The 25,175-nt window shown below is 66.6% G+C and carries 24 protein-coding genes and 1 tRNA gene; 14 read left to right on the top strand and 11 right to left on the bottom strand.

Features of this window, described 5'->3' with window-relative positions:
- Positions 1 to 8: 8 nt before the first annotated feature.
- The 3 genes from DES47_RS18125 (at position 9) to DES47_RS18115 (ending at position 4,456) form a co-directional block, all read left to right on the top strand.
- Positions 9 to 2,633, top strand: coding sequence for a [protein-PII] uridylyltransferase (locus DES47_RS18125; RefSeq protein ID WP_133702118.1), 2,625 nt, complete (start codon positions 9 to 11; stop codon positions 2,631 to 2,633).
- Positions 2,630 to 3,685: a tRNA 2-selenouridine(34) synthase MnmH gene (gene mnmH / locus DES47_RS18120; protein WP_133702117.1), complete on the top strand. Its 1,056-nt coding sequence runs from the start codon at positions 2,630 to 2,632 to the stop codon at positions 3,683 to 3,685. Before DES47_RS18125 ends, mnmH begins: the two co-directional genes overlap by 4 nt.
- Positions 3,686 to 3,889: 204 nt before the next feature.
- Positions 3,890 to 4,456 carry a hypothetical protein gene (locus tag DES47_RS18115; RefSeq protein WP_133702116.1) on the top strand — a complete coding sequence of 189 codons (567 nt, stop codon included), beginning with the start codon at positions 3,890 to 3,892 and terminating at the stop codon, positions 4,454 to 4,456.
- Here DES47_RS18115 and DES47_RS18110 read toward each other — a convergent pair whose 3' ends face one another.
- The 4 genes from DES47_RS18110 to DES47_RS18095 form a co-directional block, all read right to left on the bottom strand.
- The gene (locus tag DES47_RS18110) at positions 4,457 to 5,038 is read right to left on the bottom strand and encodes a DUF3501 family protein (RefSeq protein WP_133702115.1); all 582 of its coding nucleotides are present in this window, start codon (positions 5,036 to 5,038) and stop codon (positions 4,457 to 4,459) included.
- 11 nt (positions 5,039 to 5,049) lie between these two features.
- Positions 5,050 to 6,402 (bottom strand): (Fe-S)-binding protein, encoded by a 1,353-nt coding sequence (locus DES47_RS18105; protein WP_133702114.1) that lies wholly within the window; start codon positions 6,400 to 6,402, stop codon positions 5,050 to 5,052.
- Between the two features lie 75 nt (positions 6,403 to 6,477).
- Entirely contained in the window at positions 6,478 to 6,900 is a 423-nt protein-coding gene (locus DES47_RS18100; RefSeq protein ID WP_133702199.1) for a rubrerythrin family protein, read from the bottom strand.
- 114 nt (positions 6,901 to 7,014) lie between these two features.
- The gene (locus tag DES47_RS18095) at positions 7,015 to 7,935 is read right to left on the bottom strand and encodes an alpha/beta hydrolase (RefSeq protein ID WP_133702113.1); all 921 of its coding nucleotides are present in this window, start codon (positions 7,933 to 7,935) and stop codon (positions 7,015 to 7,017) included.
- A gap of 125 nt (positions 7,936 to 8,060) precedes the next feature.
- On the opposite strand from DES47_RS18095, the gene DES47_RS18090 reads away from it, so the two are divergent.
- Positions 8,061 to 9,059, top strand: coding sequence for a Rossmann-fold NAD(P)-binding domain-containing protein (locus tag DES47_RS18090; RefSeq protein ID WP_133702112.1), 999 nt, complete (start codon positions 8,061 to 8,063; stop codon positions 9,057 to 9,059).
- A 47-nt stretch (positions 9,060 to 9,106) separates the two neighbouring features.
- Positions 9,107 to 9,182: transfer RNA gene (locus DES47_RS18085), tRNA-Ala, on the top strand.
- A 63-nt stretch (positions 9,183 to 9,245) separates the two neighbouring features.
- Here DES47_RS18085 and DES47_RS18080 read toward each other — a convergent pair.
- The 3 genes from DES47_RS18080 to DES47_RS18070 all read right to left on the bottom strand — a co-directional run bounded on the left by DES47_RS18080 (position 9,246) and on the right by DES47_RS18070 (position 11,711).
- Entirely contained in the window at positions 9,246 to 10,115 is an 870-nt protein-coding gene (locus tag DES47_RS18080) for a GGDEF domain-containing protein (protein ID WP_133702111.1), read from the bottom strand.
- Between the two features lie 66 nt (positions 10,116 to 10,181).
- Positions 10,182 to 11,255, bottom strand: coding sequence for an extracellular catalytic domain type 1 short-chain-length polyhydroxyalkanoate depolymerase (locus DES47_RS18075; RefSeq protein WP_133702110.1), 1,074 nt, complete (start codon positions 11,253 to 11,255; stop codon positions 10,182 to 10,184).
- Positions 11,256 to 11,285: 30 nt separating this feature from the next.
- Positions 11,286 to 11,711: a CopG family transcriptional regulator gene (locus DES47_RS18070; protein ID WP_133702109.1), complete on the bottom strand. Its 426-nt coding sequence runs from the start codon at positions 11,709 to 11,711 to the stop codon at positions 11,286 to 11,288.
- Between the two features lie 188 nt (positions 11,712 to 11,899).
- On the opposite strand from DES47_RS18070, the gene DES47_RS18065 reads away from it, so the two are divergent.
- Positions 11,900 to 12,388 (top strand): hemerythrin domain-containing protein, encoded by a 489-nt coding sequence (locus tag DES47_RS18065; RefSeq protein ID WP_133702108.1) that lies wholly within the window; start codon positions 11,900 to 11,902, stop codon positions 12,386 to 12,388.
- 23 nt (positions 12,389 to 12,411) lie between these two features.
- Here DES47_RS18065 and DES47_RS18060 read toward each other — a convergent pair whose 3' ends face one another.
- Both DES47_RS18060 and DES47_RS18055 read right to left on the bottom strand, forming a co-directional pair.
- Entirely contained in the window at positions 12,412 to 12,633 is a 222-nt protein-coding gene (locus DES47_RS18060; protein WP_133702107.1) for a hypothetical protein, read from the bottom strand.
- Positions 12,634 to 12,732: 99 nt separating this feature from the next.
- A complete protein-coding gene (locus DES47_RS18055) occupies positions 12,733 to 13,986 on the bottom strand; it encodes a cystathionine gamma-synthase family protein (protein WP_133702106.1) in 1,254 nt (417 codons plus the stop codon).
- A 144-nt stretch (positions 13,987 to 14,130) separates the two neighbouring features.
- Between DES47_RS18055 and DES47_RS18050 the strand changes: the two genes are divergently transcribed.
- Both DES47_RS18050 and DES47_RS18045 read left to right on the top strand, forming a co-directional pair.
- Positions 14,131 to 14,874, top strand: a complete 744-nt coding sequence (locus DES47_RS18050; RefSeq protein ID WP_133702105.1) for a substrate-binding periplasmic protein — start codon at positions 14,131 to 14,133, stop codon at positions 14,872 to 14,874.
- Between the two features lie 26 nt (positions 14,875 to 14,900).
- Positions 14,901 to 16,148, top strand: coding sequence for a tetratricopeptide repeat protein (locus DES47_RS18045; protein ID WP_133702104.1), 1,248 nt, complete (start codon positions 14,901 to 14,903; stop codon positions 16,146 to 16,148).
- Here DES47_RS18045 and DES47_RS18040 read toward each other — a convergent pair whose 3' ends face one another.
- Positions 16,149 to 17,039: a dienelactone hydrolase family protein gene (locus tag DES47_RS18040; RefSeq protein ID WP_133702103.1), complete on the bottom strand. Its 891-nt coding sequence runs from the start codon at positions 17,037 to 17,039 to the stop codon at positions 16,149 to 16,151.
- Between the two features lie 46 nt (positions 17,040 to 17,085).
- The gene (locus DES47_RS18035) at positions 17,086 to 18,084 is read right to left on the bottom strand and encodes an extracellular catalytic domain type 1 short-chain-length polyhydroxyalkanoate depolymerase (RefSeq protein ID WP_133702102.1); all 999 of its coding nucleotides are present in this window, start codon (positions 18,082 to 18,084) and stop codon (positions 17,086 to 17,088) included.
- A gap of 232 nt (positions 18,085 to 18,316) precedes the next feature.
- Between DES47_RS18035 and DES47_RS18030 the strand changes: the two genes are divergently transcribed.
- From DES47_RS18030 to DES47_RS18005, 6 genes are all read left to right on the top strand, one after another.
- Positions 18,317 to 18,820 carry a pyridoxamine 5'-phosphate oxidase family protein gene (locus tag DES47_RS18030; protein ID WP_133702101.1) on the top strand — a complete coding sequence of 168 codons (504 nt, stop codon included), beginning with the start codon at positions 18,317 to 18,319 and terminating at the stop codon, positions 18,818 to 18,820.
- A 108-nt stretch (positions 18,821 to 18,928) separates the two neighbouring features.
- On the top strand, positions 18,929 to 19,348 hold the full coding sequence (locus DES47_RS18025; protein WP_133702100.1) for a PRC-barrel domain-containing protein: 420 nt from the start codon (positions 18,929 to 18,931) through the stop codon (positions 19,346 to 19,348).
- A gap of 11 nt (positions 19,349 to 19,359) precedes the next feature.
- Entirely contained in the window at positions 19,360 to 21,456 is a 2,097-nt protein-coding gene (locus DES47_RS18020) for a catalase (protein WP_133702099.1), read from the top strand.
- A gap of 53 nt (positions 21,457 to 21,509) precedes the next feature.
- Entirely contained in the window at positions 21,510 to 22,025 is a 516-nt protein-coding gene (locus DES47_RS18015) for a hypothetical protein (protein WP_133702098.1), read from the top strand.
- Positions 22,022 to 23,509, top strand: coding sequence for an ATPase domain-containing protein (locus DES47_RS18010; RefSeq protein ID WP_133702097.1), 1,488 nt, complete (start codon positions 22,022 to 22,024; stop codon positions 23,507 to 23,509). Before DES47_RS18015 ends, DES47_RS18010 begins: the two co-directional genes overlap by 4 nt.
- 24 nt (positions 23,510 to 23,533) lie before the next feature.
- The gene (locus tag DES47_RS18005) at positions 23,534 to 25,147 is read left to right on the top strand and encodes a diguanylate cyclase domain-containing protein (RefSeq protein ID WP_133702096.1); all 1,614 of its coding nucleotides are present in this window, start codon (positions 23,534 to 23,536) and stop codon (positions 25,145 to 25,147) included.
- The last annotated feature ends 28 nt before the right edge of the window (positions 25,148 to 25,175 follow it).

Genomic DNA, 25,175 nt, shown 5'->3' with positions numbered 1-25,175 from the left:
GGCGGCCCATGGCCGAGCCCGTGGTGACCACCGGCACTGATCCCGCCCGGGCCCAGCACGGCGTGGCCGCGCTGCGGCAGAGCTTCCGCCAGGGCAAGCAGGCGCTGATCCAGCACTTCCGCGCCTCGCGGGCCACCGCGCCGGCCGCGCTGCGCTTGCTGCGCGCGCTGAGCCGCCATGTCGACGGCACGTTGTTCGAGCTGTGGCAGCACGCGGTGATGCCGCCCCACGCCACCCTGATCGCAGTCGGCGGCTATGGTCGCGGCGAGCTCTACCCCTACTCCGACGTCGACGTGCTGGTGCTGCTGCCCTCGGGCAAGGCGCTGACCAATGCCGCGACACGGGCCTCGATAGAGGGCTTCATCACCGCCTGCTGGGACATCGGCCTGGAGATCGGCTCCTCGGTGCGCACCATCGACGAATGCCTGCAGGAGGGCGAACGCGACCTGACGGTGCAGACCTCGCTGCTGGAGTCGCGCTTTCTGTGCGGCTCGCGCAGCCTGTTCCGCGAGTTTCGCGGCCAGCATGCCCAGGCGCTGGACGCCAAGGCTTTCTTGCGCGGCAAGACGCTGGAAATGCGCCAGCGCCACACCAAGTTCGAGGACACGCCCTACTCGCTGGAACCCAATTGCAAGGAAAGCCCCGGCGGCCTGCGTGATCTGCAGGTGGTGATGTGGCTGGCCCGTGGCGCGGGCCTGGGCAAGAGCTGGGGCGAGCTGTGCGGGCGCGGGCTGATCACGCCGTTCGAGGTCAAGCAGCTGCAGCGCAACGAGGGCCTGATCAAGCTGATACGGGCCCGCCTGCACATGGTCGCCGGCCGCCGCGAGGACCGGCTGGTGTTCGACCTGCAGACGGCGGTGGCCGAGAGCTTCGGCTACCAGTCGACCAAGACGCTGCGCGCCTCCGAGATGCTGATGCGCCGCTACTACTGGGCGGCCAAGGCGGTGACGCAGCTGAACCAGATCCTGATGCTGAACATCGAGGAGCGCATCAACGGCTCGCAGGACGCGCCGATGCGCCGCATCAACGCGCACTTCCTCGACCGGGCCGGCATGCTGGAGGTGGACCGCGACGAGCTCTACACCGAGCACCCGCACGCGATCCTGGAAACCTTTCTGCTGTACCAGCAGACGCCGGGCATCAAGGGCCTGTCGGCCCGCACGCTGCGCGCGCTCTACAACGCCCGCGCGCTGATGGGGGCTGACTTCCGCCGCGACCCGCAGAACCGCGCGCTGTTCATGCAGATGCTGCAGGAACCCGAGGGCCAGACCCATGCCTTCCGGCTGATGAACCAGACCTCGGTGCTGGGACGCTATCTGTGGGTGTTCCGGCGCATCGTCGGCCAGATGCAGCACGACCTGTTCCACGTCTACACGGTGGACCAGCACATCCTGATGGTGCTGCGCAATGTGCGGCGCTTCTTCATCCCCGAGCACACACACGAGTACCCGTTCTGCTCGCAGCTGGCGGCCCAGTTCGACCGGCCCTGGGTGCTCTATATCGCGGCGCTGTTCCACGACGTGGCCAAGGGCCGCGGCGGTGACCACAGCGAATTGGGCGCCGTCGAGGTGCGGCGTTTCTGCCGCGAGCACGGCATCGCCAAGGAAGACACCGAGCTGATCGCCTTCCTCGTCAAGGGCCATCTGACGATGTCGCGCATCGCGCAAAAGGAAGATCTGTCGGACAGCGAGGTGATCGAGGGCTTTGCCGCCACCGTCGGCAACGCCCGCTGGCTGACGGCGCTCTACCTGCTGACGGTGGCCGACATCCGCGGCACCAGCCCCAAGGTCTGGAATGCCTGGAAGGGCAAGCTGCTGGAGGAGCTGTACCGCTCGACCTTGCGCGCCCTGGGCGGGGCCAAGCCCAATGCCGACGCCGAGATCGAGGCCCGCAAGCAGGACGCCCGCCATATGCTGGCCCTGCATTCGATGCTGCCCGACACAGAGACGCCGCTGTGGCAGACGCTGGAGCTGAGCTACTTCGCACGCCATGACGCGGCCGACCTGGCCTGGCATGCGCGGGCGCTGTGGCGCCATGTGCAGAGCGAGGTGCCAGTGGTGCGCGCCCGGCCCTCGCCGGTCGGTGAAGGCCTGCAGGTGCTGGTCTATGCGCCCGACCGGCCCGATCTGTTCGCCCGCATCTGCGGCTATTTCGACGGCGCCGGTTTCAACATTCTTGACGCCAAGGTGCACACCACCCGCACCGGCTTTGCGCTGGACACCTTCCAGGTCATCAGCCCCGACCTGGACCTGCAGTACCGCGACCTGGTGTCCCTGGTCGAGTCGCAGCTGAGCCTGGCGCTGAAGGCCCAGGGGCCGCTGCCCGAGCCGCGCAAGGGGCGTCTGTCACGGCGGGTCAAGTCCTTCCCGTTCACGCCGCGCATCTCGCTGCGGCCCGACGAGCGCGCCCAGCGCTGGCTGCTGAGCATCAGCACCAGCGACCGCACCGGCCTGCTCTACGCGATCGCCCGCGTGCTGGCGCAGCACCAGATCAATCTGCAACTGGCCAAGATCACCACCCTGGGCGAGCGGGTCGAGGACACCTTTCTCGTCGATGGCGCGGCCCTGCAGCAGAACCGGGCGCAGTTGCAGATCGAGAGCGAGCTGCTTGACGCGGTCTCGCCAACCCTATGAGCAGCACCCCGATCGGCATTGCCGAGGCACTGGCGCAGCCGTTCGACGCGATCATCGACGTGCGTTCCCCGTCCGAGTTCGCCGAAGACCATCTGCCCGGTGCCGTCAACTGGCCGGTACTGGACGATGAACAGCGGCGCATTGTCGGCACCATGTACAAGCAGATCTCGGCCTTCGAGGCCCGCAAGGTCGGCGCGGCCATGGTGGCACGCAATATCGCCGCCCACATCGACCGCGAGGTCGCCAATATGCCCAAGGGCTGGAAGCCCCTGGTCTATTGCTGGCGCGGTGGCCAGCGCTCAGGCGCCATGGCCTGGTTCCTGGGCCAGATCGGCTTCAACAGCCGCCAGCTGACCGGTGGCTACAAAGCCTTCCGCGCCCAGGTGCGCCACGATCTGGAGACGCTGCCCATCACCGCCCGGCTGCGCGTGCTCTGCGGCCGCACCGGCTCGGGCAAGACCCGGCTGTTGCAGGCCTTGGGCCAACAGGGCGGCCAGATCCTGGACTTGGAGGGCCTGGCCTGCCACCGCGGATCGGTGCTGGGCGGCCTGCCCGACCAGCCCCAGCCCGGCCAGAAGCGCTTTGAGACGCTGATCTGGCAGGCACTGCGCGGCCTGGATGCCAGCAAGCCCCTGTACCTGGAAAGCGAAAGCCGCAAGATTGGCCAATTGCGCGTGCCCGAGCAATTGCATCAGGCGATGCGCGAGCAGGGCCAGTGCTGGTGGGTGGACATGCCCGAACCTGCACGGGTCCGGCTGCTGCTGGAGGACTACGGTCACTTTGCCGACGACGTGGACGGTTTTTGCGCCAAGCTGCAGGCCCTGACCGAGTTGCGGGGCAAGGAAACCGTTGCACGTTGGCAGCAGGCCGCGCGCGATGGCGATTGGGCCGGCCTGTTCGCCGAGCTGATGCGCCTGCACTACGACCCCGGCTACGAGCGCTCGCTGCGCAACAGCTATCGTCAGCTCGATCATGCCCCGGTGCTCGCACTGGAAGACGGTGGCTCGGCCAGCCTGGTCCGCGCCGCCCAGGCCTTGCTGCACAGCGTTTGACGTCGGTCAAGCGTCGATTTTCAAGCTCGGCGGAGCATCAGGCCGGCATCAGATCGCGGGAAATGCGGCCAAAAACCCTGGCAAATTGAAGGTTTGGAGAAATCGGCCGATACAACCCCCATTGGCGCGTTCTCAAGCATCCAGGCCGGTTCCCGGCCCCCGGCACAGAACGCAACACGTTTGCTTCCTGCATCGGAGTTCATCATGAGCTTGAATGGATTACCCGGCATCGCACCGCCCAGCCGTACGGACGCCGTGCCCTCGGCAACGCAGGCCAGCACCACCCCGGTACGCATCGAACGACAGGCCGACAGCTATGCCGCTGCGGCCAAGAGCGCCAGCCGCGGCAGCGGCGGCCTGGCCGACGCGATGGAGCTGACCTTCCAGCAACTGGGGCTGAGCGCCGGCACGGCAGAAGCCACCAGCCAGGCCGATGAAGCCGCCAGCAGCCAGCGCAAGACCGATCTGGGCCGGCTGATGCAGGCGTTGTTCCAGGCCGTGCACGCCCATTCACCGCCGCTGACCACCGGCGAGTCATCCAGTTTTGCCGCCGCCTTGGCCTCGCTGACCTCGCAGCTGTCCAGCGGCGACTCGGTCAGCTCGCTCGAAGCCGCCCTGGGCCGGGTGTTGCAGGACCTGCAAAGCTCCCAGACCGGGAGCGCCGCCAGCCTGCCCACGACGCAGGACCTGCTCAGCACCCTGCAGCGCAATCTGGACAACCAGACGAATGTGGTCCACACCAAGGGCAATGTGCTGAACGAGCGGGCCTAGCTAGGGCCGCAGATCGCCGGCCAGACTGGCCAGCGTTTCCGGCGCAATCTGCACATGGGCCGGGTAATGGGTGTGGTCGCAGCCCAGCTTGGCTCCCGCACCGGCCAGCAGCGCATCTCTCGCTGCCTTGGGGAACTCGAAGCGCACGAAGTGCACGGCCGAAGTCTTCTCGTCGTTCTCGCGGTCCAGATCCTCGTCGGCGATGGCATAGACCCGCGGGTGGCCCTCGACCTCTACAAACATCCGGTCCTCCACACCGATCAGCCGGGCCAGTTCGCGCTTGCGCTCATGCGGGTCGGGGTACTCGATCAGCATCGTCGCCTTCCAGTTCGAGCCATTGGGCACCAGCGGCGCATAGGCCTCGATCTCGCTGCGTATGCCCTCCTCCTCGAATATCTTCTCGATGCGCAGCATCTCCTGGATCTGGTAGCGCACCGTCTGTTCGTCCTCGAACTGCAGGTTCAGGTGCTCGCCTAAGCGCACGCTGCGCAGGCGGCGGTGGGCGATCACCCGGGGCTTGGACTCCTTGCGCTGGCGGGTGTAGGCCTCGAGGCTCATCAGGCTGTCTATGGTGATGGTCATGGCAAGACTCCTCAGCTCAGGCCGTAGGCCAAACGCATCAAACTCAAAGGGTGCTGCAGGTTCTTCGCCGGCGTGCCCGCCTGCGCCATGCCCTGCGCGATATGGTGGCCGGCCAAGGCGCAGTCGCTGCTGATGTAGTCGGGCTCGTCCTTGGCCATGGCCTTGAACACCGGCTTGCCGATCTTCATCGCGATCGGGTGATAGAGCGTCTTCACGCCGTAGGTGCCGGCGTGTCCGGAACATCGCTCCACCGTATTGAGCTGCACCTGCACCGTGGCCCCAATCAGCTTGAACATCTCCTCGGTCTTCTTCCCTATCTTCTGCACCCTGCCGTGGCAGGGAATGTGGTAACTGACACGCCGCAGGGCGGTCTTGAAATCGAGCTTCAGCAGACCATCCTTGTGCCGGGCGATCAGGTACTCGAAGGGGTCGAACATGGCCTCCATCACCGCCTGGGTGTCGGCGCAGTCCGGATACATCAGCGGCAGTTCCTGCTTGAACATCAGCGTGCAGCTGGGAATGGCGCTGACGATGGCATAGCCCTTCGCAGCATAGCGGGCGAGCACCGGCATATTCGCCTCCTTGTGCCGTGCCACCGACTCCAGATCGCCCAGCTCCAGCTTGGGCATGCCGCAGCAGCTTTCCTTCTCGACGATCACGTACGGAATCTCGTTGTGCTCCAGCAGCTTGATCAGGTCATGGCCGATGCCCGGCTCGTTGTAATTGACGTAGCAGGTGGCAAAAATCGCCACCTTGCCCGGCGTGCGCTCACCGTTGGTCACCACCGTGGCCGTGCCGGCCGACTTGGCGCCCCAGCGAAAGCGCTGGCCGGCCAGCTCGGGCATCCAGGCCTCGGGATGCACGCCCAGCGTCTTGTCCAGCAGCCTGCGCGCCAGCCCGGTCTTGTTGACGGCGTTGACGGCCTGCACCACCACCGGTATGCCGGCGAACTGGCCGTGCACATCGGTCGAGGCCAGGAAGCGCTCCCCCGCCTTGACCTCACCCTTCTTGAACTTGATCGCCTTGGCGCGCAGCATCGTGTGCGGGAAGTCCAGATTCCACTGGTGCGGCGGCACGTAAGGGCACTTGGTCATGTAGCAGAGGTCGCACAGATAGCACTGGTCCACCACCTTCCAGTAGTCGGCCTTGGCCACGCCGTCCACCTCGCCCGTCTTGCTCTCGTCGACCAGGTCGAACAGCGTCGGGAACGAGTGGCACAGGCTCACGCAACGCCTGCAGCCGTGGCAGATGTCGAAGATGCGCTCCAGTTCGTGCAGGCACTTGTCCTCGTCGTAGAACTCGGGATTCTTCCAGTCCAGCGGATGCCGGGTCGGGGCTTCGAGATTGCCTTCGCGCATGCTCATGGGTGGCTCCAGGCTGCCAAGCGATTGCGGCGCCCGAGAGCGCCGCATAACCGTTGAAGTGCTTACATCGGCATGTCAGTCGACCAGGGCGTCCAGTGCCTTTTGATAGCGGTTGGCATGCGAGCGCTCGGCCTTGGCCAGGGTCTCGAACCAGTCGGCGATCTCGTCGAAGCCCTCGTCCCGGGCGGTCTTGGCCATGCCGGGGTACATATCGGTGTACTCATGCGTCTCGCCGGCCACGGCGGCGGCGAGGTTCTGGCGGCTGGAGCCTATCGGCAGGCCGGTGGCGGGGTCGCCTACCGCTTCCAGAAATTCCAGGTGCCCGTGCGCATGGCCGGTCTCACCCTCGGCGGTGGAGCGGAACAGCGCCGCCACATCGTTCTGCCCTTCAATATCAGCCTTGTTGGCGAAATACAGATACCGGCGGTTCGCCTGCGATTCGCCCGCGAAGGCGTCCTTCAGGTGCTGCTCGGTCTTCGATCCTTTCAAGCCCATGATCGCTCTCCAGTTGAAGTTCGTGGTGGTGTTCCAAAGCGGCTGCCGACTCAACGTGGTGCCTCAGCAGCACCCGCAGACGGTAACCCAGGCCGTGCCTTGCCGCAATACAAAGCGTCAATCCTTGCCATAGGTGGCCGCTATGCGGGCCAATGGCAGGCTGCTCCCGGCGGCCTCAAGGCCCAGCAACTCGTTGACCAGCAAATGGCAGCGGCCCAGGGGGTCGGCAAGGTCATGCAGGATGGTCAGGTGGTTGCAGTCCGCTATCGGCTCGCATACCGGCACCGTCTTGGCGCCCCAGGCCTTGCGTATCAGCCGGTTCTGGCGCAGAAACTCCTCGCTCTCCAGGCCGCCGACCACGGCATACAGCGGGGCGCTGGGCGCCGGCAGATAGGCCGGGCTGAGTTTGCGAACCAGGGCCGGGGTCAGATGCAGATCCCGCTGCAGGTAGGGCGAACGCCGCACCGGCTCCAGATCAAGCAGGCCCGAGATAGCCATCGCCCCCTTCACCAGATCGGCAGGCAGATCGCTGCCCAGCAGCGGCCACCGGCAGCACAGCAGCATCGCCGCCAGCTGCCCGCCGGCCGAATGCCCGATGACGACGATGCGTTGAGGGTCACCGCCATGCAAAGCTGCGTTGCGGTAGGTCCAGGCAAGCGCCTGCGCCGTCTGCAGCAGGATGCGGTCCATGCTCGTCGCCGGGCACAGGCTGTAATTGGGCACCACGACCAGCGCGCCATCCTCCACGAAGGACGGCGCGACGAAGGAGTGGTCGGCCTTGTCAAGCGAGCGCCAATAGCCGCCGTGCAGAAACACCAGCACCGGCGCGGCCGCGCTGGTCGTGGTGAACAGGTCCAGGCGTTCATCAGGCCCGTCGCCATAGGCCAGGCCCAGCCTGCAGGAGGAGCGCTCGCGCGACAGCGCCGAGGCGCGCTGCCAGCGCTGGAAGATGTCGGCACTGTCGGCAATGCGCGCGCGGTTGTTGTATTGCACGTCGAGCCAGGCGGGATCGGGCTCGGGATCGGCGTAACGGGGCATGGGCACTCACGGGTTGGGTGGAATGACAAGCAGTGTCGCAAAAGTGGCGCCGATCGGGTCTGGGCCCCTACACTGACCGCCCAGAGTCACCCTCGGGGTCAGGCCGGTGCCGGCCCCTCACAACCATGAAATTGCTTGTCATCGGCGGTGGTGTCTTCCTCGGCTCGGCCTTCGTCAGCGCCGCCCTCGCCCGCGGCCACCAGATCACCGTGTTCCAGCGCGGCAAGAGCAGCGCCGTCCCACCGGTTGGCGTCGAACGCATCCTCGGCGACCGCAAGACCGACCTGGCCCGCGCTACCGGCGACTGGGACGCCATCATCGACACCTGCGCCTACCTGCCCGCCGATGTGCGCGGCGCGATCGAGGCACTGCGACCGAGCTGCCCCTATCTGCTGGTCTCCAGCATCTCGGCCTTCGCGGCCCTCCCCGAGCCCGGCATGACCGAGAGCGCGCAGCTCCATCAGCAGGACATGAGCGGCGTCGAGGCGGTAACCGGCGAGACCTACGGCCCGCTTAAGGCTGCCTGCGAGCGCGAACTGATGGCCCATGCCGCCCACCCCATCATCGTCCGCCCCGGACTGATCGTCGGCGAGCAGGACCCCTCCGGCCGCTTCGGCTACTGGGCCGACCGCATCGCCCGCGGCGGCGAGGTGCTGGCGCCGGTAGCCCCCGACCTGCCCGCTCAGTGCATAGACGTGCACGACCTTGCCGCCTTCATGCTGACCCTGGTGGAGCAAGGCGCCCGTGACGACTTCAACGCCAGCGGACCCTCAGACCTGACCCTCGGCGAGGTGCTGGACACCGCGCGATCGGTTTCTGACAGCGAGGCCCGCGTGACCTGGGTCAGCGAGGCCTTTCTGGAGCAGCAGGGCGTGGGCGCCTGGGTCGAGCTGCCGCTGTGGATACCCAGCGCCGACGTCAGCCTTGCCGGCATGCTGCGCGTCGACTGCAGCAAGGCTCGCGCACACGGCCTGCACTGCCGCACTATCGCCGACACCCTGCGCAGCACCCTGGCCTGGGTCAATACGCCGGCCGGCCAGGCCAGCCTTGCCCGCCAGCTCAAACCGGAGCGCGAGCAGGCGCTGCTGGCCGCCTGGCATGACGCCCGTCAAACCTCGGGTTGAACCGGTGTCGCGACGCGAAAAACCCACGCTATACTTTTCTACGGTTCGGGGGGGTAGCTCAGCTGGGAGAGCGCCGCGTTCGCAATGCGGAGGTCGGGAGTTCGATCCTCCTCCTCTCCACCAACCAGCAAGAAGCCGTTGTGAAGCAACGGCTTTTTTGTTTCCGCGGTCAGCTGACGGGCCGGGTCAGCAGACCACGATGCCACCGCCCTTGGCCTTCGCCTTGTACATCGCGCCGTCGGCGCACCTGACCAGTTGCTCGCTGGTCGTGCCCTGCTGGGGATACATGGAGATGCCCACGCTCAGCTTGATGCTGAGTTGCAGGTCGCCGAATGGAATGGGTTGCTCGACTTCGGCGATCACGAGCCCGGCCAGGCGTTCGATGTTGGCGGCGTCACCAGGGTTCAGCAACAGAAAAAGGAATTCGTCGCCGCCGTGGCGGCAGGCGGTGTCCTCCTCCCGGGATTGGTTCAGCAGCCGTGCGGCGACCTCTTTCAACACCGCGTCGCCTGCCGCGTGACCGTAGGTGTCGTTGACCGCCTTGAAGCCGTCGAGGTCGAGAAACATCACGGCCAGGGTCCAGCGATGGCGCGCGGCCAGCGCGATGGCCTGCTCCAGCCGGTCATCGAACAGTTCGCGGTTGGGCAGGCCGGTGGCTGAGTCGTGCATGGCCCGCAGATTCGCCTGATGCTCGGCCGCCTGCGAGATCGCCAGGGCGACCTGCGTCTGCGCCAGTTCCTGCTCGGTCTGGTTCAGGACTGCGGCCGTCAGCTTCTGGTCGTCTATGCCCTGGCTCAGCGCCTCGGTCGCGTCGTGCAGATCGTCGGCAACCTCCTGCACACGGCCTTCGACCGCCTCGCTCTCGACCAGCACGGCATGGGCGGACAGCAACTGCGTGCCCTCGGCGATGGCGGTCTTGGTGGCGTCATTGCTGCTGGACAGGTCCTCCACGCAGGCCTCGACCTTGGCCTTGACCTGCTGGCTTTGCTCCAGCGCAAGCTCAAGCGCCGCCAGGCTTCCGGGCGGTGGCGGTGACGGGTTTGCATCGGATGGCATGTGATGCTTGTACGCCGGCGAAGCGCGCCTCGTCTGTGCGCCTTCGCACAGACGAGGCGCGATCCATCAATGACCAGCTTGGCGCGGATGCTCGAAGAAGAAGCGCAGCATCTCCCGGGTCGCGTCGGGGCCTTTGGGGTCGGTGTATGAGCCCGTCGCCTGCCCTCCCGCCCAGGCATGGCCGGCTCCGTGCAGCAGCCAGTGTTCGGCCGCGACGCTGCCATCCGTCCCCATGTGGAGGGTGCGGGTATGACGGCGTCCCTGGGCCGACTGGCCTGGCTCGATGCGCGAGGCAGTGCCTCCCTGAACGGTTGCGGCGGCGATCAGTTGCTCGCCGTTCAGGGGATGCACTGTCGAGTCCTGATCACCATGGAAGACGATCAACGGAATGGACAGCGACACGGGGGCATGGCCCGGGGCGGCCCCGCCCTTCATCGCCGCCATCGCCTCGGGCAAGGTGCGCGCGGCGCCGGGCGCCAGGCCGGAGTGGACGCCGACCGCTGCGAACAACTCGGGGTGGGCAGCGGCCACGAGGCCGGCCATGGCCCCACCGGCGGACAGGCCGGCGATGAAGACCCGCTGCGGGTCCGTGCCCTGCTCCTGCATCACGGCCCGGGTCAGCGCGGCTATCAGTGCTGCCTCACCGCGCTCGCGGGTCTGATGGCTGTGCTTGAACCAGTTCCAGCAGCGTGACGGATTGGCCTCCTGCCCCTGGGCCGGGTAGAGCACGCAAAAGCCCTGCTCTCGGGCACGGTTGTTCATGTCGGTGCCGGCGGCAAAGTCATCGGGGTTTTGCGTGCAGCCATGCAGCATCACCACCAGCGGCAGCGCCTGCCCTGCCCGTTCCGGTGGCACATAGAGTTTGTACTGGCGGGTCAAGGACGAATGGGTGTACGAGCCGGCGCGGAACTCACCGTCATCCGCTTTGGCCGGGGCAGGCTTGCCTGCGGTCCGCTGGGGCGCACTCTCGAACACGCAGCCCTCCAGCACCTCGCCGGCGGCAGCAAGCGTGGCCACGGGCATTGCGAGCCGAGGGCCGCCGCCCAGGGCGCGCTGGATGGCCGCGGTGGCCTCGCTCAGGCGCCCCGCCTGTGTCAGTCGGGCGGCATCGCGCATCAGATCCTGCAGTGTGTGGTTCATTCAATCCTTGTGTGAGTGGAGTCTTGCGCTTCAGCGCTGGCGATCGGCCAGTGCAGCCCTGACGGCGGGGCTGGCATGCAGCGCACCCAGCACGTCCAGTGAGTCGATGGTGGCCCGCGCCAGCTCGGGGCTGACGTCGTCGGCAATCGTGACCAGGCCCAGCACCCGCACCTGCAGCGTCTGATGGGCGGCCTGCAGCGCACGCAGATCGGCGGCGCTGAAGTGCTGCAGCCCGAGCACCAGCATCTTGCGGGCCACCGCCTGCTTGACGACCTCGGCATGGCTGGCCGCCTGGTTGCGGATGGCCGTGCGGATGAAGTCGCTGCGGTTGCCGTAGAAGCCCTCGGCCACCAGCAGGTCGATCTGGCCCAGATCGACGAAGCCGAGGTTGATGGTGATCTTCTCCGAGTCTGCGGGCTTGGCCTTGGGCGCCGGGGAAAGGGGTTTGCGGTTCATGCGACATCCTAGCACCATCCATATGGATGGCATACAGATGTTTTTCGCAGAACTTCCGACGCATGGGCCTTTTGCGAGCGAAGTACGCCAACGCACAGACCGTCCGGGCGCAAAGCCTCAGATTACGGAGCTAGGGACTCGGCGCAACAAGTGCCCTGCCCACCCTCAACACCAGGATCGGAATAGACATGGCAACTGCTGCAAAGAAGGCGACCTCGCCAAAGAAGAAAGCCGGACCGCAAGCCGCCACAGAGCTGCTGCGCGCCGACCACAAACTCGTCAGCGGCCTGTTCGCCGACTACGAGAAGACCCGTTCCGTGGCCAAGAAGAAGAGGCTGGTGGCGCAGATCTGCACCGAGTTGAGCGTGCACGCCCAGGTCGAGGAGGAGATCTTCTACCCGGCCGTCAAGCGGGCTTTGAAAGATAAACTGCTGGTGCCCGAAGCGACGGTGGAACATGCAACGCTGAAAGACCTGATCGCTCAGGTCGAAGGCGTCGAGCCCGATGGCGAGATGTTCGACGCCAAGATCAAGGTGCTGTCCGAGTACGTCAAGCACCATGTGAAGGAGGAGCAAAACGAAATGTTCCCCAAAGCGAAAGCGACCTCACTGAACATGGTCGCGCTGGGGGTACAAATCAGCGCGCGCAAGGCGGAGTTGCTTGCCCTACGCGCCTGATGCCGGCGGCGGCGCGGCCCGCCTCAAGCCCGAGCCGCCTCCATTCGAACCGCCCCACTCTTGACAAAGCGCTCGAAATCCCCGCGCGGCATCACGGCAGACAGGCGGTTGTCGCCCTCCTGCCAACCCAGGGTGGCGTCGCTGGTTGTCAAGTCCAGCTCGCACAGGCCGGGGCGTATCAGCATCATCGGTCCGTCACCCTCGCGGTAGCTGACTTCGCCGACGATGGTCACGTTGCTGGACATGGAGGGGCTCCTTGGGTTGCGGTAATGCCCACTTATCGCCGGGTCTTGGCCCCGCGTCTGTGCGCTGACGCACAGGCGCGGCCCCCTCTGCCAGCCTCTTCAGCCCAGCGCCTGCGCGAAATCAGCGATCAGGTCGGCCTCGTCTTCCAGCCCGACCGACAGCCGTATCAGGCCGTCGGCGATGCCCATCTCGGCGCGCACCGCGGGCCCGGCTTCCCAGAAGATCGTCGGCGCAACCGGGATGATCAGGGTGCGGGTATCACCCAGGCCGGTGGCCTTGATCGGCAGCTGCAGACGGTTGAGCACCTGTACCAGGTCCGCCGGGTCGCGCAGCTCGAAGCTCAGCAGCCAGGAACCGGCCTTGAACAGCTCGGCGGCGCGGGCATGGTGAGGGTGTGATTCCAGTCCGGGGTAGTGCACGGCGGCGACCTTGGGATGGGCCTGCAGCCAACCGGCCAGGGCCAGTGCTGTGGCACTGGCTTGGCGGACGCGCAGCGGCAGCGTCTCGGCACCGACGCTGATGCGGTGTGCCGCGTCGGACGATAGCGTGCCGCCCATATCGCGCAGGCCCTTCTTGCGGATCTGCTGCAGGCCCCATTGCCTGGCGTCGCCCTTGCGGTAGGCGGCGAAGATGTTCGGAAAAGCCTGCCAGTCGAACAGGCCGGTGTCGGTGACGGCGCCGCCCAGCGCATCGCCATGGCCGGCAATGGTCTTCGTCAGCGAATTGATGACCAGGCTGGCACCGACCGAGCGCGGCAGGAACAGCGCCGGTGAGGTGATGGTGTTGTCCACCACATAGACCAGGCCGCGCGCCTGGCACAGCGCGCCTATGCCCACCAGGTCCGGCACCTGGGTGCCGGGGTTGGCCACGGTCTCGACGAATACCATGCGGGTGTTGGGCCGCAGCGCCGCCTCCACGGCCGAGGCCGAACCCGCATCGACCTTGCTCACCTCGACGCCCAGGTCCTCCAGGGTGCCCAGCAGGCTGTTGGTGTTGCCGAACACATAGCGGCTGGAAATGATGTGGTCGCCCTTGCGCAGCAGGGTCAGGAAGACGGCCGAGATCGCCGCCATGCCGGTGGCAAAGCTGATCGTGCCCAGGCCCTGCTCCAGCTGGGTGAGCTTGGCTTCGAGTGCGGCTGTCGTCGGCGTTCCTTGACGCGCATAGTTGTAGCCACCCTTGACCGTGCCCTGGAACACGCCTATCAGGTCCTCGACGCGCTCGAAGCCGTATTGCACCGAGGTGTGTATCGGCTTGTGGATGGCGCCATGCTCTACACCGAAGCGACGGTCGGCATGAACGTTGTCGGTACTGGGGCCGGTACGCGGGCCTTGCTTGTCAAATGCTGTCATCGGCCAAGAATACCAGCGGCCCGGATTCCGATCCACAATCGCGCAATTACCCAAGGAGCGCCGTTGCCTAGACCCTCAGCTGTACGCGGCGCAAGCCACTTGCGGACGCCGGAGTCGATCCGGCATGCCCTGCTGGCTGCCCTGATGAGCCTCGTCGCCGCGAGCCTGCAGGCCGCCCCGACCCTGCGCCTGTGCACGGCTGACGTTCCCTTCTACCCCTACACCATGCCCGACGGCAGCGGCTATTCGCAGCAGCTGATACGGCTGGCGCTGCGCGGCCTGCCTGTGCAGCTGAAAAACCATATGGCGCCGCGGGCGCGCTGCCTGCAGGACAGCCGCAGCGGCCAGGCCGACGCGCTGGTGGGCGTGTTCTCGACCGAGCGCCTGCAATGGCTGAGCTACCCGATGAAGGGTGGCGAACCCGATGCCGGCTCTAGCCTGGCCCAGCTGCGCTTCATGGTCTATCGGCGCAGCGGTTCGACCGCCGACTGGGACGGCAAACGCTTCTACCATCTAGACCATGGCGCCATCGGCGTGCAGTTCGGCTTCAGCTATGGCCTGGAGCTGGAACGCCTGGGCGTGCCACTGGACGACAAGGCACCATCCGCCGAGCAGGTGCTGCGCAAGCTTGAGCGCGGGCGCATTCCGCTGGCCGTTTTGCAGGAGGAACAGGGCCAGGCCTTGGTTCAGACACGCTTCGCCGGCAAGATCGAGGTTCTGCCCCAACCCTTTATGCAGCAGAACCTCTACCTGATCGTCACCCGTGAGTTCCGGGCCCGTCATCCGGCCCTGGTGACTCAGCTTTGGGCGGCCATTGCCAGCGCGCGCGGCAGCGCGGAGTACCAGCGCATCCTCGCCACAAAGCCACGCCCGCTGGGCCCACAATAGCTCCGTCGCCCGGCCCCCACCCATCTATGCCCGCACCGCAACACCACGCGCTCAGAGCCCTTGACGAAGAATGCCAGCGCGCGCTGGCCCTGCAGCAGCGCCAGCAGCTGTCGCAGGCCGAGGCGCTGTACCGCAAGCTGCTGAAGCGGGCGCCAAGGCACTTCGACGCCCTGCACCTGTTCGGCGGCCTGCTGGCGCGCAGCAACCGGCTGGCCGAGGGCATCACCCTGCTGCAAAAGGCCGCCGAGGTACGGCCCGACAGCGCCGCCGCCCACAACAGCCTGGGCATTGCGCTCAGCCTGGCGAAGCATTTTGACGAGGCACTGGCCAGCTACGAGCGCTCGCTGGCGCTGAAGCCGCTCAACGCAAAGGCCTGGGCCAATCGCGGCAAGCTGTTGCGCAAGCTCAAGCGCCCGCAGGACGCGCTGGCCAGCCTGGAGCGTGCGCTGGAGATCGACCCGGATCTGCTGGAGGCGCGGCTCAACGTCAGCGAGCTGCTGGCCATGCTGTCCGAGCAGCACCCGGAGCGCAAGGAAGAATACCGAGCGGCGGCGGCCGACAACTTCCGCAAGGCCATTGCGCTGGGCGGCAACGCCGAGGAGCTGCGCTACCACCTGGCCGCACTCGGCGCGCTGGGCACGGAGGAAGCCCCGGCGGCCTCACCGCGCCAGTATGTGGCGACCCTGTTCGACGACTATGCCGACCGCTTCGACGAGCACCTGACCCAGTTGCTGAAGTACCAGACGCCGAAGCTGCTGTGCGACATGATCGAGCGCCTGGCCTCTCCCCGCAACGCCGACGTGCTCGACCTCGGCTGTGGCACCGGCCTCTGCGGCCCCCTGCTCAAGCCGATGTCGCGCCGGCTGGTGGGCGTCGATCTGTCGAGCAATATGCTGGCCAAGGCGCGCGATCTGGATCTCTACGACGAGCTGGTCTGCGCCGAGCTGATCGAGCACCTGCAGCCCCAGCAGGCCTGCCAGGATCTGGTGCTGGCGGCCGATGTGTTCGTCTACATCGGAGACCTGGCCCCGGTGTTCGCCGCCACCCACCGAGCGCTGCGCCCGGGTGGGCACTTCGCCTTCTCGGTCGAGGCCCATGAGGGCAGCGAAGACTTCGTTCTGCCCCCGACCCGCCGCTTCGCCCATGCCCGCCACTACCTGGAACGACTGGCCGCCGCCCAGGGCTTCGAGACCCGGCTGCTGGAGGGAGCGAAGCTGCGCGAGAACCGCGGCGAGGCGGTGCTGGGCACCTTGGCGCTGTTCCGCAAGAACTGATCAAGCCGCCAGATTCGCCTTTAGGAAGCCTACCGTGCGCTTCCAGGCCAGATCGGCGGCGGCGGCGTCGAAGCGGGGCGTGGTGTCGTTGTTGAAGCCGTGCTGGGTGCCGGCATAGATATGGGCTTCATACTTGACCCCGGCGGCCTTCAGCGCCTCTTCATAGGCGGGCCAGCCGGCGTTGATGCGCTCATCGACACCGGCGTAGTGGATCAGCAGTGGCGCCTTGATCCTGGGCACCTCGGCGGCCGCCGGCTGGCCGCCGTAGAAGGGCACGGCCGCCGCCAGCTCCGGCACCTGGGTGGCCAGATAGTTGGCCATGCCGCCGCCGAAGCAGAAACCGACCGTGCCGACTTTGCCATTGCCCTCGGCAAAACCCAGCATCGCACGGGTGGCGGCCACGAAGTCGGCGCGGGTCTTGGCACCGTCGAGCTTGCCGAACAGCTCGCGCGCCTTGTCTTCGTCGCCCGGGTAGCCGCCCAAGGGCGCCAGCGCATCCGGGGCATAGGCCAGGAAGCCGTCCAGGGCCAGACGGCGGGTGATGTCCTCGATATGCGGGTTCAGACCGCGGTTCTCGTGCACGACGATCACCACCGGCAGCTTGCCCGTGGCCCTTGCCGGCTTGGCCAGATAGCCCTTGACCTGGCCATTGCCCATCGGTGAATCGAAGCTGAGCGTGCGCGTGGCTATTCTCGGATCGGTGGGCACCACGCGTTGGGCCTGCGCAAACTGCGGGCTCAGCGCGGCCAGCAGCCCCGCCGCGGCGGCCGTGCCACCGGCGGCGCGTGCGGCCTGATCGATGAAGCCACGCCGGCTCAGGTCGCCATGCACATAGCGGTCGAACAGTCGCAGCACGTCGGGGGAAAAGTCCTTGGCGGTCAAACGGGTCATGTCGAGGCTCCTGAGTGAGAGAGGGGTCGAGCTTGATTGATTGAAGTCAAGCCTGCAAACCCACGGCGACGGTCTTGTCCGCTGTTCGCACCATGCCGAACTGGCGCTGCGCAAAGGACCAGATCATCCGCGAGGCGTCGGGGCCGCTGGCGTCGCTGAAGGGCTGACCGGCCGCGCCGCCGCTCCAGGCATGGCCCAGGCCCTGGATCTCGCACAGCGTCACTGCAAGGCGGCCCCGCTGCTTGAAGTCGGTCACCGTCATCGGCTTGCGTTGGCCGCGGCGTACCACGCGGCTGGCCGATGGCTGCGCGCCGGCCGCCCCGGCCCACAGCTGCGCGGCGGCCAGGGCATTGCCCGTGGCCACCACGTTGTCGGCCGTGCCATGTATCACCAGCAGAGGCGGCAGAGCGCTCAGGGTCATGGACGCAGGCTCAGGCGCATGGCCGCGCATCGCGCGCAGGGCCGACGCGGTGGAATGGGCCGCCCCAGGCGGCACGCCCGAGTGCATGGCCACGGCGGCGAAACGCGCAGGGTAGCGGCTGGCCAGCAGCGCCGCCAGGCTGGCGCCGGCCGACAGACCGGCCACGGCGACACGGGTGCGATCGAGCGCAGGCAGCAGGCAGACCTGATCGATCATTGCCAGCACCGTGGCCGCCTCGCGAAAGGCAAGGCCGCTGTCGGTGTCAAACCAGTTCCAGCAGCCCTGCATATTGGCATGGCGGTCCTGCTCGGGATAGAGCAGGGCAAAGCGCTGCTGCACCGCCAGGCGGTTCATCCGGGTGCTCAAGGCAAAGCCGTTGGCGTCCTGGGCACAGCCATGCAGCATCACCAGCAGCGGCAGGCGCTCGCCTACCCTCAAGCCGGGAGGCAGCAGCAAGTGGTAGCGCCGCATACCGGCCGGCCCGAGGGCCGCGCCTGAACTCCACAGACCGGTGCCGCGCGGGGCCCTGACCACAGGGCGCACCCTGCGCAAGGCCCGCGTCATCGACTTTGCGGCCTTGAAGAGCGCCATGGGCCATAGCGAGGTCTTGCGTTTTCTGGGCATGACCTCAGGCTAACGGCGTTTGCAGGGTTGTGGATGCTGCATCGCAGCAAATGAGCATCCACCGACACCCGGGCGGCCTCTGCACCTACAGGGCGGGTGCGCGCAAGTCATGGCCCTGCGGCCAGACGGCCCCTCGTCCTACGTCGGCACCAGAGCCCCAGGTGCAAGCTTGAGCCATGGCCCGTGGCACGAATCCCTTGTGCAACGCAAGCACCACCAACGAAAGTCGCCCATGCAAACCACCCTACAACCGCGAGAGCAGCTATGGGAGCTGATCAAGGGCATCAAGCTGACGATGTTCACCACCCGCCATACCAACGGCCATCTGCATTCGCGCCCGATGACGACGCAGAACCAGCAGATCGACGAGGATGGCAGCCTGTGGTTCTTCATGTCCCGCCACCGCTCCCCCCTGATTGACCTGAGCCATGACAGCAACGTCAATCTGGCCTATGTGCACACCGGCAAAGACCTGTACGTGTCGGTGTCGGGTCTGGCCCGCCTGGTCGAGGACCCTGCGAAAACCGCCGCGCTGTGGTCGCCGCTGGCCGAGCTGTGGTTCGCTGACGGCATCAACGACCCCGACCTGGGCCTCGTCCAGGTCAAGATCAGCCACGCCCACTACTGGAACGTGAAGGACAGCCGCATCACCCAGCTCTACGAGCTGACCAAGGCGGCGCTGAGCGGCACGGCGCCCGACAACAACAGCGACAGCGGCGAGATCCGCCTGAACTGAGCTGGGTGCGCTGGCGAACAGACGGCCGGCACACATGGGCCTAACTTCGGGCCAGCGCAGCAAATTGCCGCGCCACCCACAACACCTCACCTGCAATCGGAGCACCCCATGAACTACACAGAACGCGACCCCTACGGCATGTACAAGGGCGAAGCGGGCACCGGCCCGGGCCCGGAACTGATGGGCGCCAACACCCTGACCGGCAATGACGTCTACAACGCGGCCGGCGATGACCTGGGCGATATCAAGGAAATCATGCTCGACATGCACAGCGGCCAGGTCGCCTATGCGGTGCTGAGCTTCGGTGGCTTCATGGGCATGGGCGACAAGCTCTTTGCCGTGCCCTGGAGCGCACTGACGCTTGACACCGTCAACAAGCGCTTCACCCTGAATGTGGACAAGTCCCGCCTCGAAGAAGCTCCCGGCTTCGACCAGGACCAATGGCCCAATATGGCCGACCCGGCCTGGGCCAAGAGCATCCACTCCTATTACGGCACCAAGCCCTACGCCGACTCGCTGAGCAACTGAGCGAGGCAGCAATGAAGCAACCCACTGGCAAGCACGCCTCTCCCGATCCCGTCGCGCAGACAACGCGGCGTGCCGGCGGTGAGTTGCATCAGGCTGCGCAGGGCGACCAGTCCGTGCTGACAACCAATCAGGGCCTGCCGGTCTCCGACAACCAGAACTCGCTGCGCGCCAGTCCCGGTGGCCCGACCCTGCTGGAGGACTTCATCCTGCGGGAGAAGATCACCCATTTCGACCACGAGCGCATTCCCGAGCGCATCGTTCATGCGCGCGGCAGTGGCGCCCATGGCTATTTCGAGCTGACGCAGTCGCTCGCCGCCTTCACAACGGCCCGGGTGCTGACCGAAGTCGGCGCTAAGACACCGCTGTTCGCACGCATTTCCACGGTGGCCGGAGGCTCCGGTTCGTCCGACACGCCGCGCGACGTGCGTGGCTTTGCCTTGAAGTTCTACACACCTCAGGGCAACTGGGATCTGGTCGGCAACAACGTGCCGGTGTTTTTCATCCAGGACGCGATCAAGTTTCCCGACCTGGTGCACGCGGTCAAGATGGAGCCCGATCGAGGCTTCCCCCAAGCCGCCAGCGCGCATGACACCTTCTGGGACTTCATCTCGCTGACGCCCGAAGCGATGCACATGGTGATGTGGATCATGTCGGACCGCACCCTGCCGCGCTCGCTGCGCATGATCGAGGGCTTTGGCGTGCACAGCTTTCGGCTCATCAATTCCCAGGGTGAGTCCACCTTCGTCAAATACCACTGGCGGCCGAAGCTGGGCCTGCAATCCACCCTTTGGGACGAGGCCTGTGCGATCGCCGGGGCCGACCCCGACTTCCACCGCCGCGACCTGTTCGAGGCCCTGACCGAGGGCCCGCCGGTCGAGTGGGAGTTCGCCGTGCAGCTGTTCTCGCAGGCCGAGGCCGATGCCTTCCCGTTCGACCACCTGGACGCGACCAAGCTGATACCCGAGGAGCTGGTGCCCCTGCAGGTGATAGGTCGGCTGGTGCTGGATCGCTGGCCCGACAACTTCTTTGCCGAGACCGAGCAGGTCGCCTTCTGCCCCTCGCACCTGGTGCCGGGCATGGATTTTTCGAATGACCCGCTGTTGCAGGGGCGCCTGTTCTCGTACCTGGACACACAGCTGTCGCGGCTGGGCTCCAGCAATTTTCATCAGCTGCCCATCAACGCCCCGAAATGCCCGTTTGCCAACCAGCAGCGAGACGGCCACATGCAGATGGGCATCCCGCGTGGTCGCGTCGCCTACGAGCCCAGCTCCCTGACGCCAGACCCGGCGCGCGAGTCTCCGGCCACCGGCTTTCGCAGCGCCAACGCTCCCGAACAGGTGCTCGGCATCAAGGGCCGCCTGCGCCAGACCAGCTTTGCCGACCACTACAGCCAGGCGCGCCAGTTCTACCTGAGCCAGGGCGTACATGAGCAGGCCCACCTGGCCTCGGCCCTGGTGTTCGAGCTGTCCAAGGTCGCACACCTGCACATCCGCGAGGCGATGGTGGGCCATCTGCGCCATATCGATGACGATCTGGCCCGGCGCGTCAGCGCCGGCCTGGGCCTGGCCGAGCTGCCCGAAGTGCCGCTCGCGGCTGCCCCGGTGCAAGACCTGCCCCCATCACCGGCCCTGCGCATCATCGGCAAGACGCCGCCCACCTTGACAGGCCGTGCGCTGGCCATCCTGGTGGCCGATGGCTCGGACGGCGCAGCGATCAGCAAGCTGGTCGCCGCCATCGGCAAGGCCGGGGCCACCGTCAAGATCGTCGCTCCCTCGATAGGCGGCGTGCAATTGGCCGACGGCACCCGGCTGGCGGTCGATGGCCAGTTGGCCGGCACCCCCTCGGTGTTGTTCGACGCGGTCGCCGTCGTGTTGTCCGAGGCCGCTGCCGCGCAACTGTCCAAGCAGGCCGCTGCGCAGGATTTCGTGTGCCAGGCCTTCGCCCATCTGAAAACCATTGCCGTTGACACTGGAGGCCGCGAGTTGCTGACCGCTGCCGGCGTGAACCCCGATGCAGGCGTGATCGCCGCCCACGCGGTACCGGCCTTCATCGCTGCGGCCATGACCCGACATTGGGACCGGGAGCCTTCGCTACGCTCGCTGGCCTGACGATGCAGCGAAGAGCCAGGTCCAACCCATGTCAAGCCTGATCGTGAGCCGACGTGCTGCAATACAACAATCCGTCCGAATCGCCCCCGAGCGTGGGCGTACTATGGCGCCAGCCGCATGTGCGGACAAACACCGGAATCCCGATGCCCAGTGAGGCGCTTACCCCCCCAGCGGCGCTCGGTCATCTGAACGACCAGGCCGTCGATGCACCGCAGGTGGCCGCAGTGGTGTTGGCCCTGTGGCAGCAAATCGATGCGGCGCTGTCGCCCATTGTCGGCCAGCGAGGTGTGGCCGCGCTCTACAAGCGCAGTCTGTACCTGACCCGCGCCGCCCATCCGTGCCTGTCGGCCGCCTACGAGGGCGCGCTGCAGCCGGGTGACTTCAACGCATTGCACCGGGCGCTGGCGGCCATAGCCAGCACCGAAGCAACGGCAGCTGCTACCGCCCTGCTCTCCGCTTTCCACGACCTTTTGAGCCAGTTGATCGGCGCATCGCTGACCGAGAGAATGATCGGTTTCGTTTGGCACAACCCTTTGAGCGGCCAAGCCGTGCAGGACACCCCGCAATGACCACTGCCAAAGCAAACATTCAACGCCTAGCAACGGGCGTACCCGGCCTGGACGAAATCCTTGGCGGCGGTTTGCCTGAGTTTTCGTTCAATCTGATCGCGGGCACACCGGGCTGTGGCAAGACCACCCTCGCGCACCAGATCATGTTTGCGCTGGCCACGCCAGAGCGGCCGGCGCTGTACTTCACCGTGCTCGGCGAGCCTCCACTGAAGATGTTGCGCTACCAGCAGCAGTTCGACTTCTTCGACCTCGACAAGCTGAACAAATCGATCCGCTTCATCAACCTGGCCGATGACATGGTCAGCGGTGATCTCGACAAGGTGTTGTCGCGCATCGTCGAGGAGGTCGAGGCGCGCGGCCCGGGCCTGGTGTTCGTTGACTCGTTCCGCTCGGTCATCCTGGCCAGCGAAGGCGAGGGCCATAACTACCTGAGTCTGCAGCGCTTCATCCAGAACCTGGGCGTGCTGATGACCAGCTGGCAGGCCACCACCTTTCTGATCGGCGAATACTTCAACGATACCGAGCCGAATCCGGTCTTCACCGTGTCCGACGGACTGATCTGGCTGCGCCAGAGCGTTCAGGGCAATTCGATGGTGCGCAAGATGGAAATCATGAAGATGCGCGGCCAGCCCACCCTGCCGGGGCTGCACACCTTCCGCATCACCTCCAGCGGCATCCATGTGTTCGCGCCGCCGCAGCTGCCGCTCCCCGCCGAGGTGGCCGTGGACGCGCCGGCGCCAGCGCGCCTGTCGATGGGCGTGACGGGTCTGGATGAAATGCTGGGGGGCGGCCTGCCCTGCGGCTACTCGTTGCTGGTGGCAGGGCCGTCGGGCTCGGGCAAGAGCATCATGGCGGCAGCCTTCCTGGCCGAGGGGGCGCGCCAAGGCGAGACCGGCGTCATCGCCGCCTTTGAACAGCGCCCCACCCAATCGCGCGGTCGTGAAATGGCCGAGTTGATACGCGACGGCAAGGTCGGCGTGGTGGATACCCGTGCACCGGGGCTGTCAGTCGATGAGATTGCAGGGCTTCTGATCACCGAGATCGGTAGGCTCAAGGCCACGCGTGTGGTGATCGACTCGCTGTCGGGCTTCGAGCTGGCGCTGGCGCCGACCTTCCGCTCCGACTATCGCGAAGCGATGGCGCGTCTGGTGGCGGCGCTGGCCTCCACCGGCGTCACGGTGATGATGACATCCGAGCTGGAAGACCGTTTCAGTGACCTGCGCTTCAGCCCCTACGGCACGGCCTTCCTGACCGATGCCATCATCGTGCAGCGCTATGTCGAGGTGGGCAGCAGCCTGGAACGGGTGATGGCAGTCGTCAAGCTGCGCGCCAGTGCCCATTCGAAGGCCCTGCACCTGTTCAACATCGACGACCAGGGCATCCAGGTGGGCGAGATGCTGCCCAACTACGAGGGCCTGCTGGGCGGCAAGCCGACCCGGCGGCCGCGGCCACCGGCCCATGTCAACGGGGCCAATGATGACTGACCCCGGCGCGGCAGGCGCCTGTCCGTGACCGACCTGTCTGACTCACGCAAGGCGGCCGAGGCGCAACGCACGCTCAAGTTGCTGCAAAGTCAGGCGGACGACGTGCGTGCGCAACTTGCCCGACTGCGCGGAGATCTGCAGGAGCTGCAGCAGGAGTACAACAACCAGCGCGGCGCGCAGTTGCTGGAGGCCAATGAACAACTGGTGCTGGCGGCCCTGCATGCCGAGAGCATCGCCGAGACCGCGGTCAGCAACCTTGATGACCTGGCCCGCACCAGCCAGCGCGACCCGCTGACCGGGCTGCCCACCCGAGGCCTGATGCTGGACCGGCTGGACAAGGCCATCGGCCTGGCGCGGCGGCGGGCGACCCGCATGGCGGTGCTGTTCGTCGACCTCGACCAGTTCAAGCAGATCAACGACACGTTGGGCCATGCCGTAGGCGACGAGGTGCTGCAGCTCGCGGCGCGGCGCCTGGAGTCGGTGGTGCGCGACTCGGACACCGTCAGCCGCCACGGCGGCGACGAGTTCCTGGTGCTGCTGGCCGAGGTGGCCCACGCCTCCGATGCGGCACTGATCGCCGGCAAGATGCTGCGCTCGCTGTCCATGCCCTGCCACATCGAGGACTTGCTGTTTCGCATCTCGGCCAGCGTCGGCATCAGCGTCTATCCGGAGGACGGGCTGGACGCCGCAGCCCTGATCAAGAGCGCTGACGAGGCCATGTACCACGCGAAGAAACGCGAGCCGGGGGGCTTCCAGATGCACGCCGAACTGGCGGCCGACAGCGCCAGTGCCGGCCGCTACGGCGCCGATCTGCTGCCCCGGGTGCAGCGCCTGCTCGCCACGCCAGCGGTCGATCACGAACCGCGCATGCGTGACCTGCGCGAGGCCAACGAGCAGCTGGTGCTCTCGGCCATGCTGGCACGCGATCTGGAGGCGCAGGCCGCAGTCGCCCACCGGCGCCAGATCCAGTTCCTGGCCATCGTCGCCCATGAGTTGCGCAACCCGCTGGCGCCGATACGCACCGCCGCCGAACTGCTGGACAAGGGCCGCCACGACGCCGCGCTGATGACGCGGCTGAAGATCATCATCGAGCGCCAGGTGGCCCATATGGCCCGGCTGGTGGACGATTTGCTGGATGGCTCGCGCGTCGGCGTGGGCAAGTTCCGGCTCGAGCGCAGCCGCATCGATCTGGCTGAGGTCTTTGGCGCCGCCATCGACAGCTGCCGCCCGGCGATGCTGACTCGCCGCCAGACCCTGGCGATGCCGCCGCTGCCCGGCCCGCTGCCGGTGCTGGCCGACCCGGTGCGGCTGGCCCAGGTGTTCAGCAATCTGCTCGAGAACGCCTCCAAATACTCGCCCGAGGGCGCAACCATCACGTTGACCGTGCAGTCGCTGGGTGGGGTGGCCTGCATCGGTATCGCCGATACCGGCATCGGTATTTCGGCCGAGGCGATGCCGCACATCTTCGACCTGTTCGTGCAGGGACCGCAGGCCTGGCCCCATCCGAACCGGGGCCTGGGCATAGGCCTGGCGGTGGTGCGCAATCTGGTGGAAGCCCATCACGGCAGCGTGCTGGCCCGCAGTGGCGGCCAGGACCAGGGCAGCGAGTTCGTCGTCACCCTGCCGCTCGCCACTTGAGCCGACACCTCGGCATTTGGAGCCAGGA

The organism is Roseateles toxinivorans (genome assembly GCF_004362525.1).
GTDB classification, from domain to species: domain Bacteria; phylum Pseudomonadota; class Gammaproteobacteria; order Burkholderiales; family Burkholderiaceae_C; genus Paucibacter; species Paucibacter toxinivorans.
This window is presented reverse-complemented; position numbering and strand designations above follow the sequence as displayed.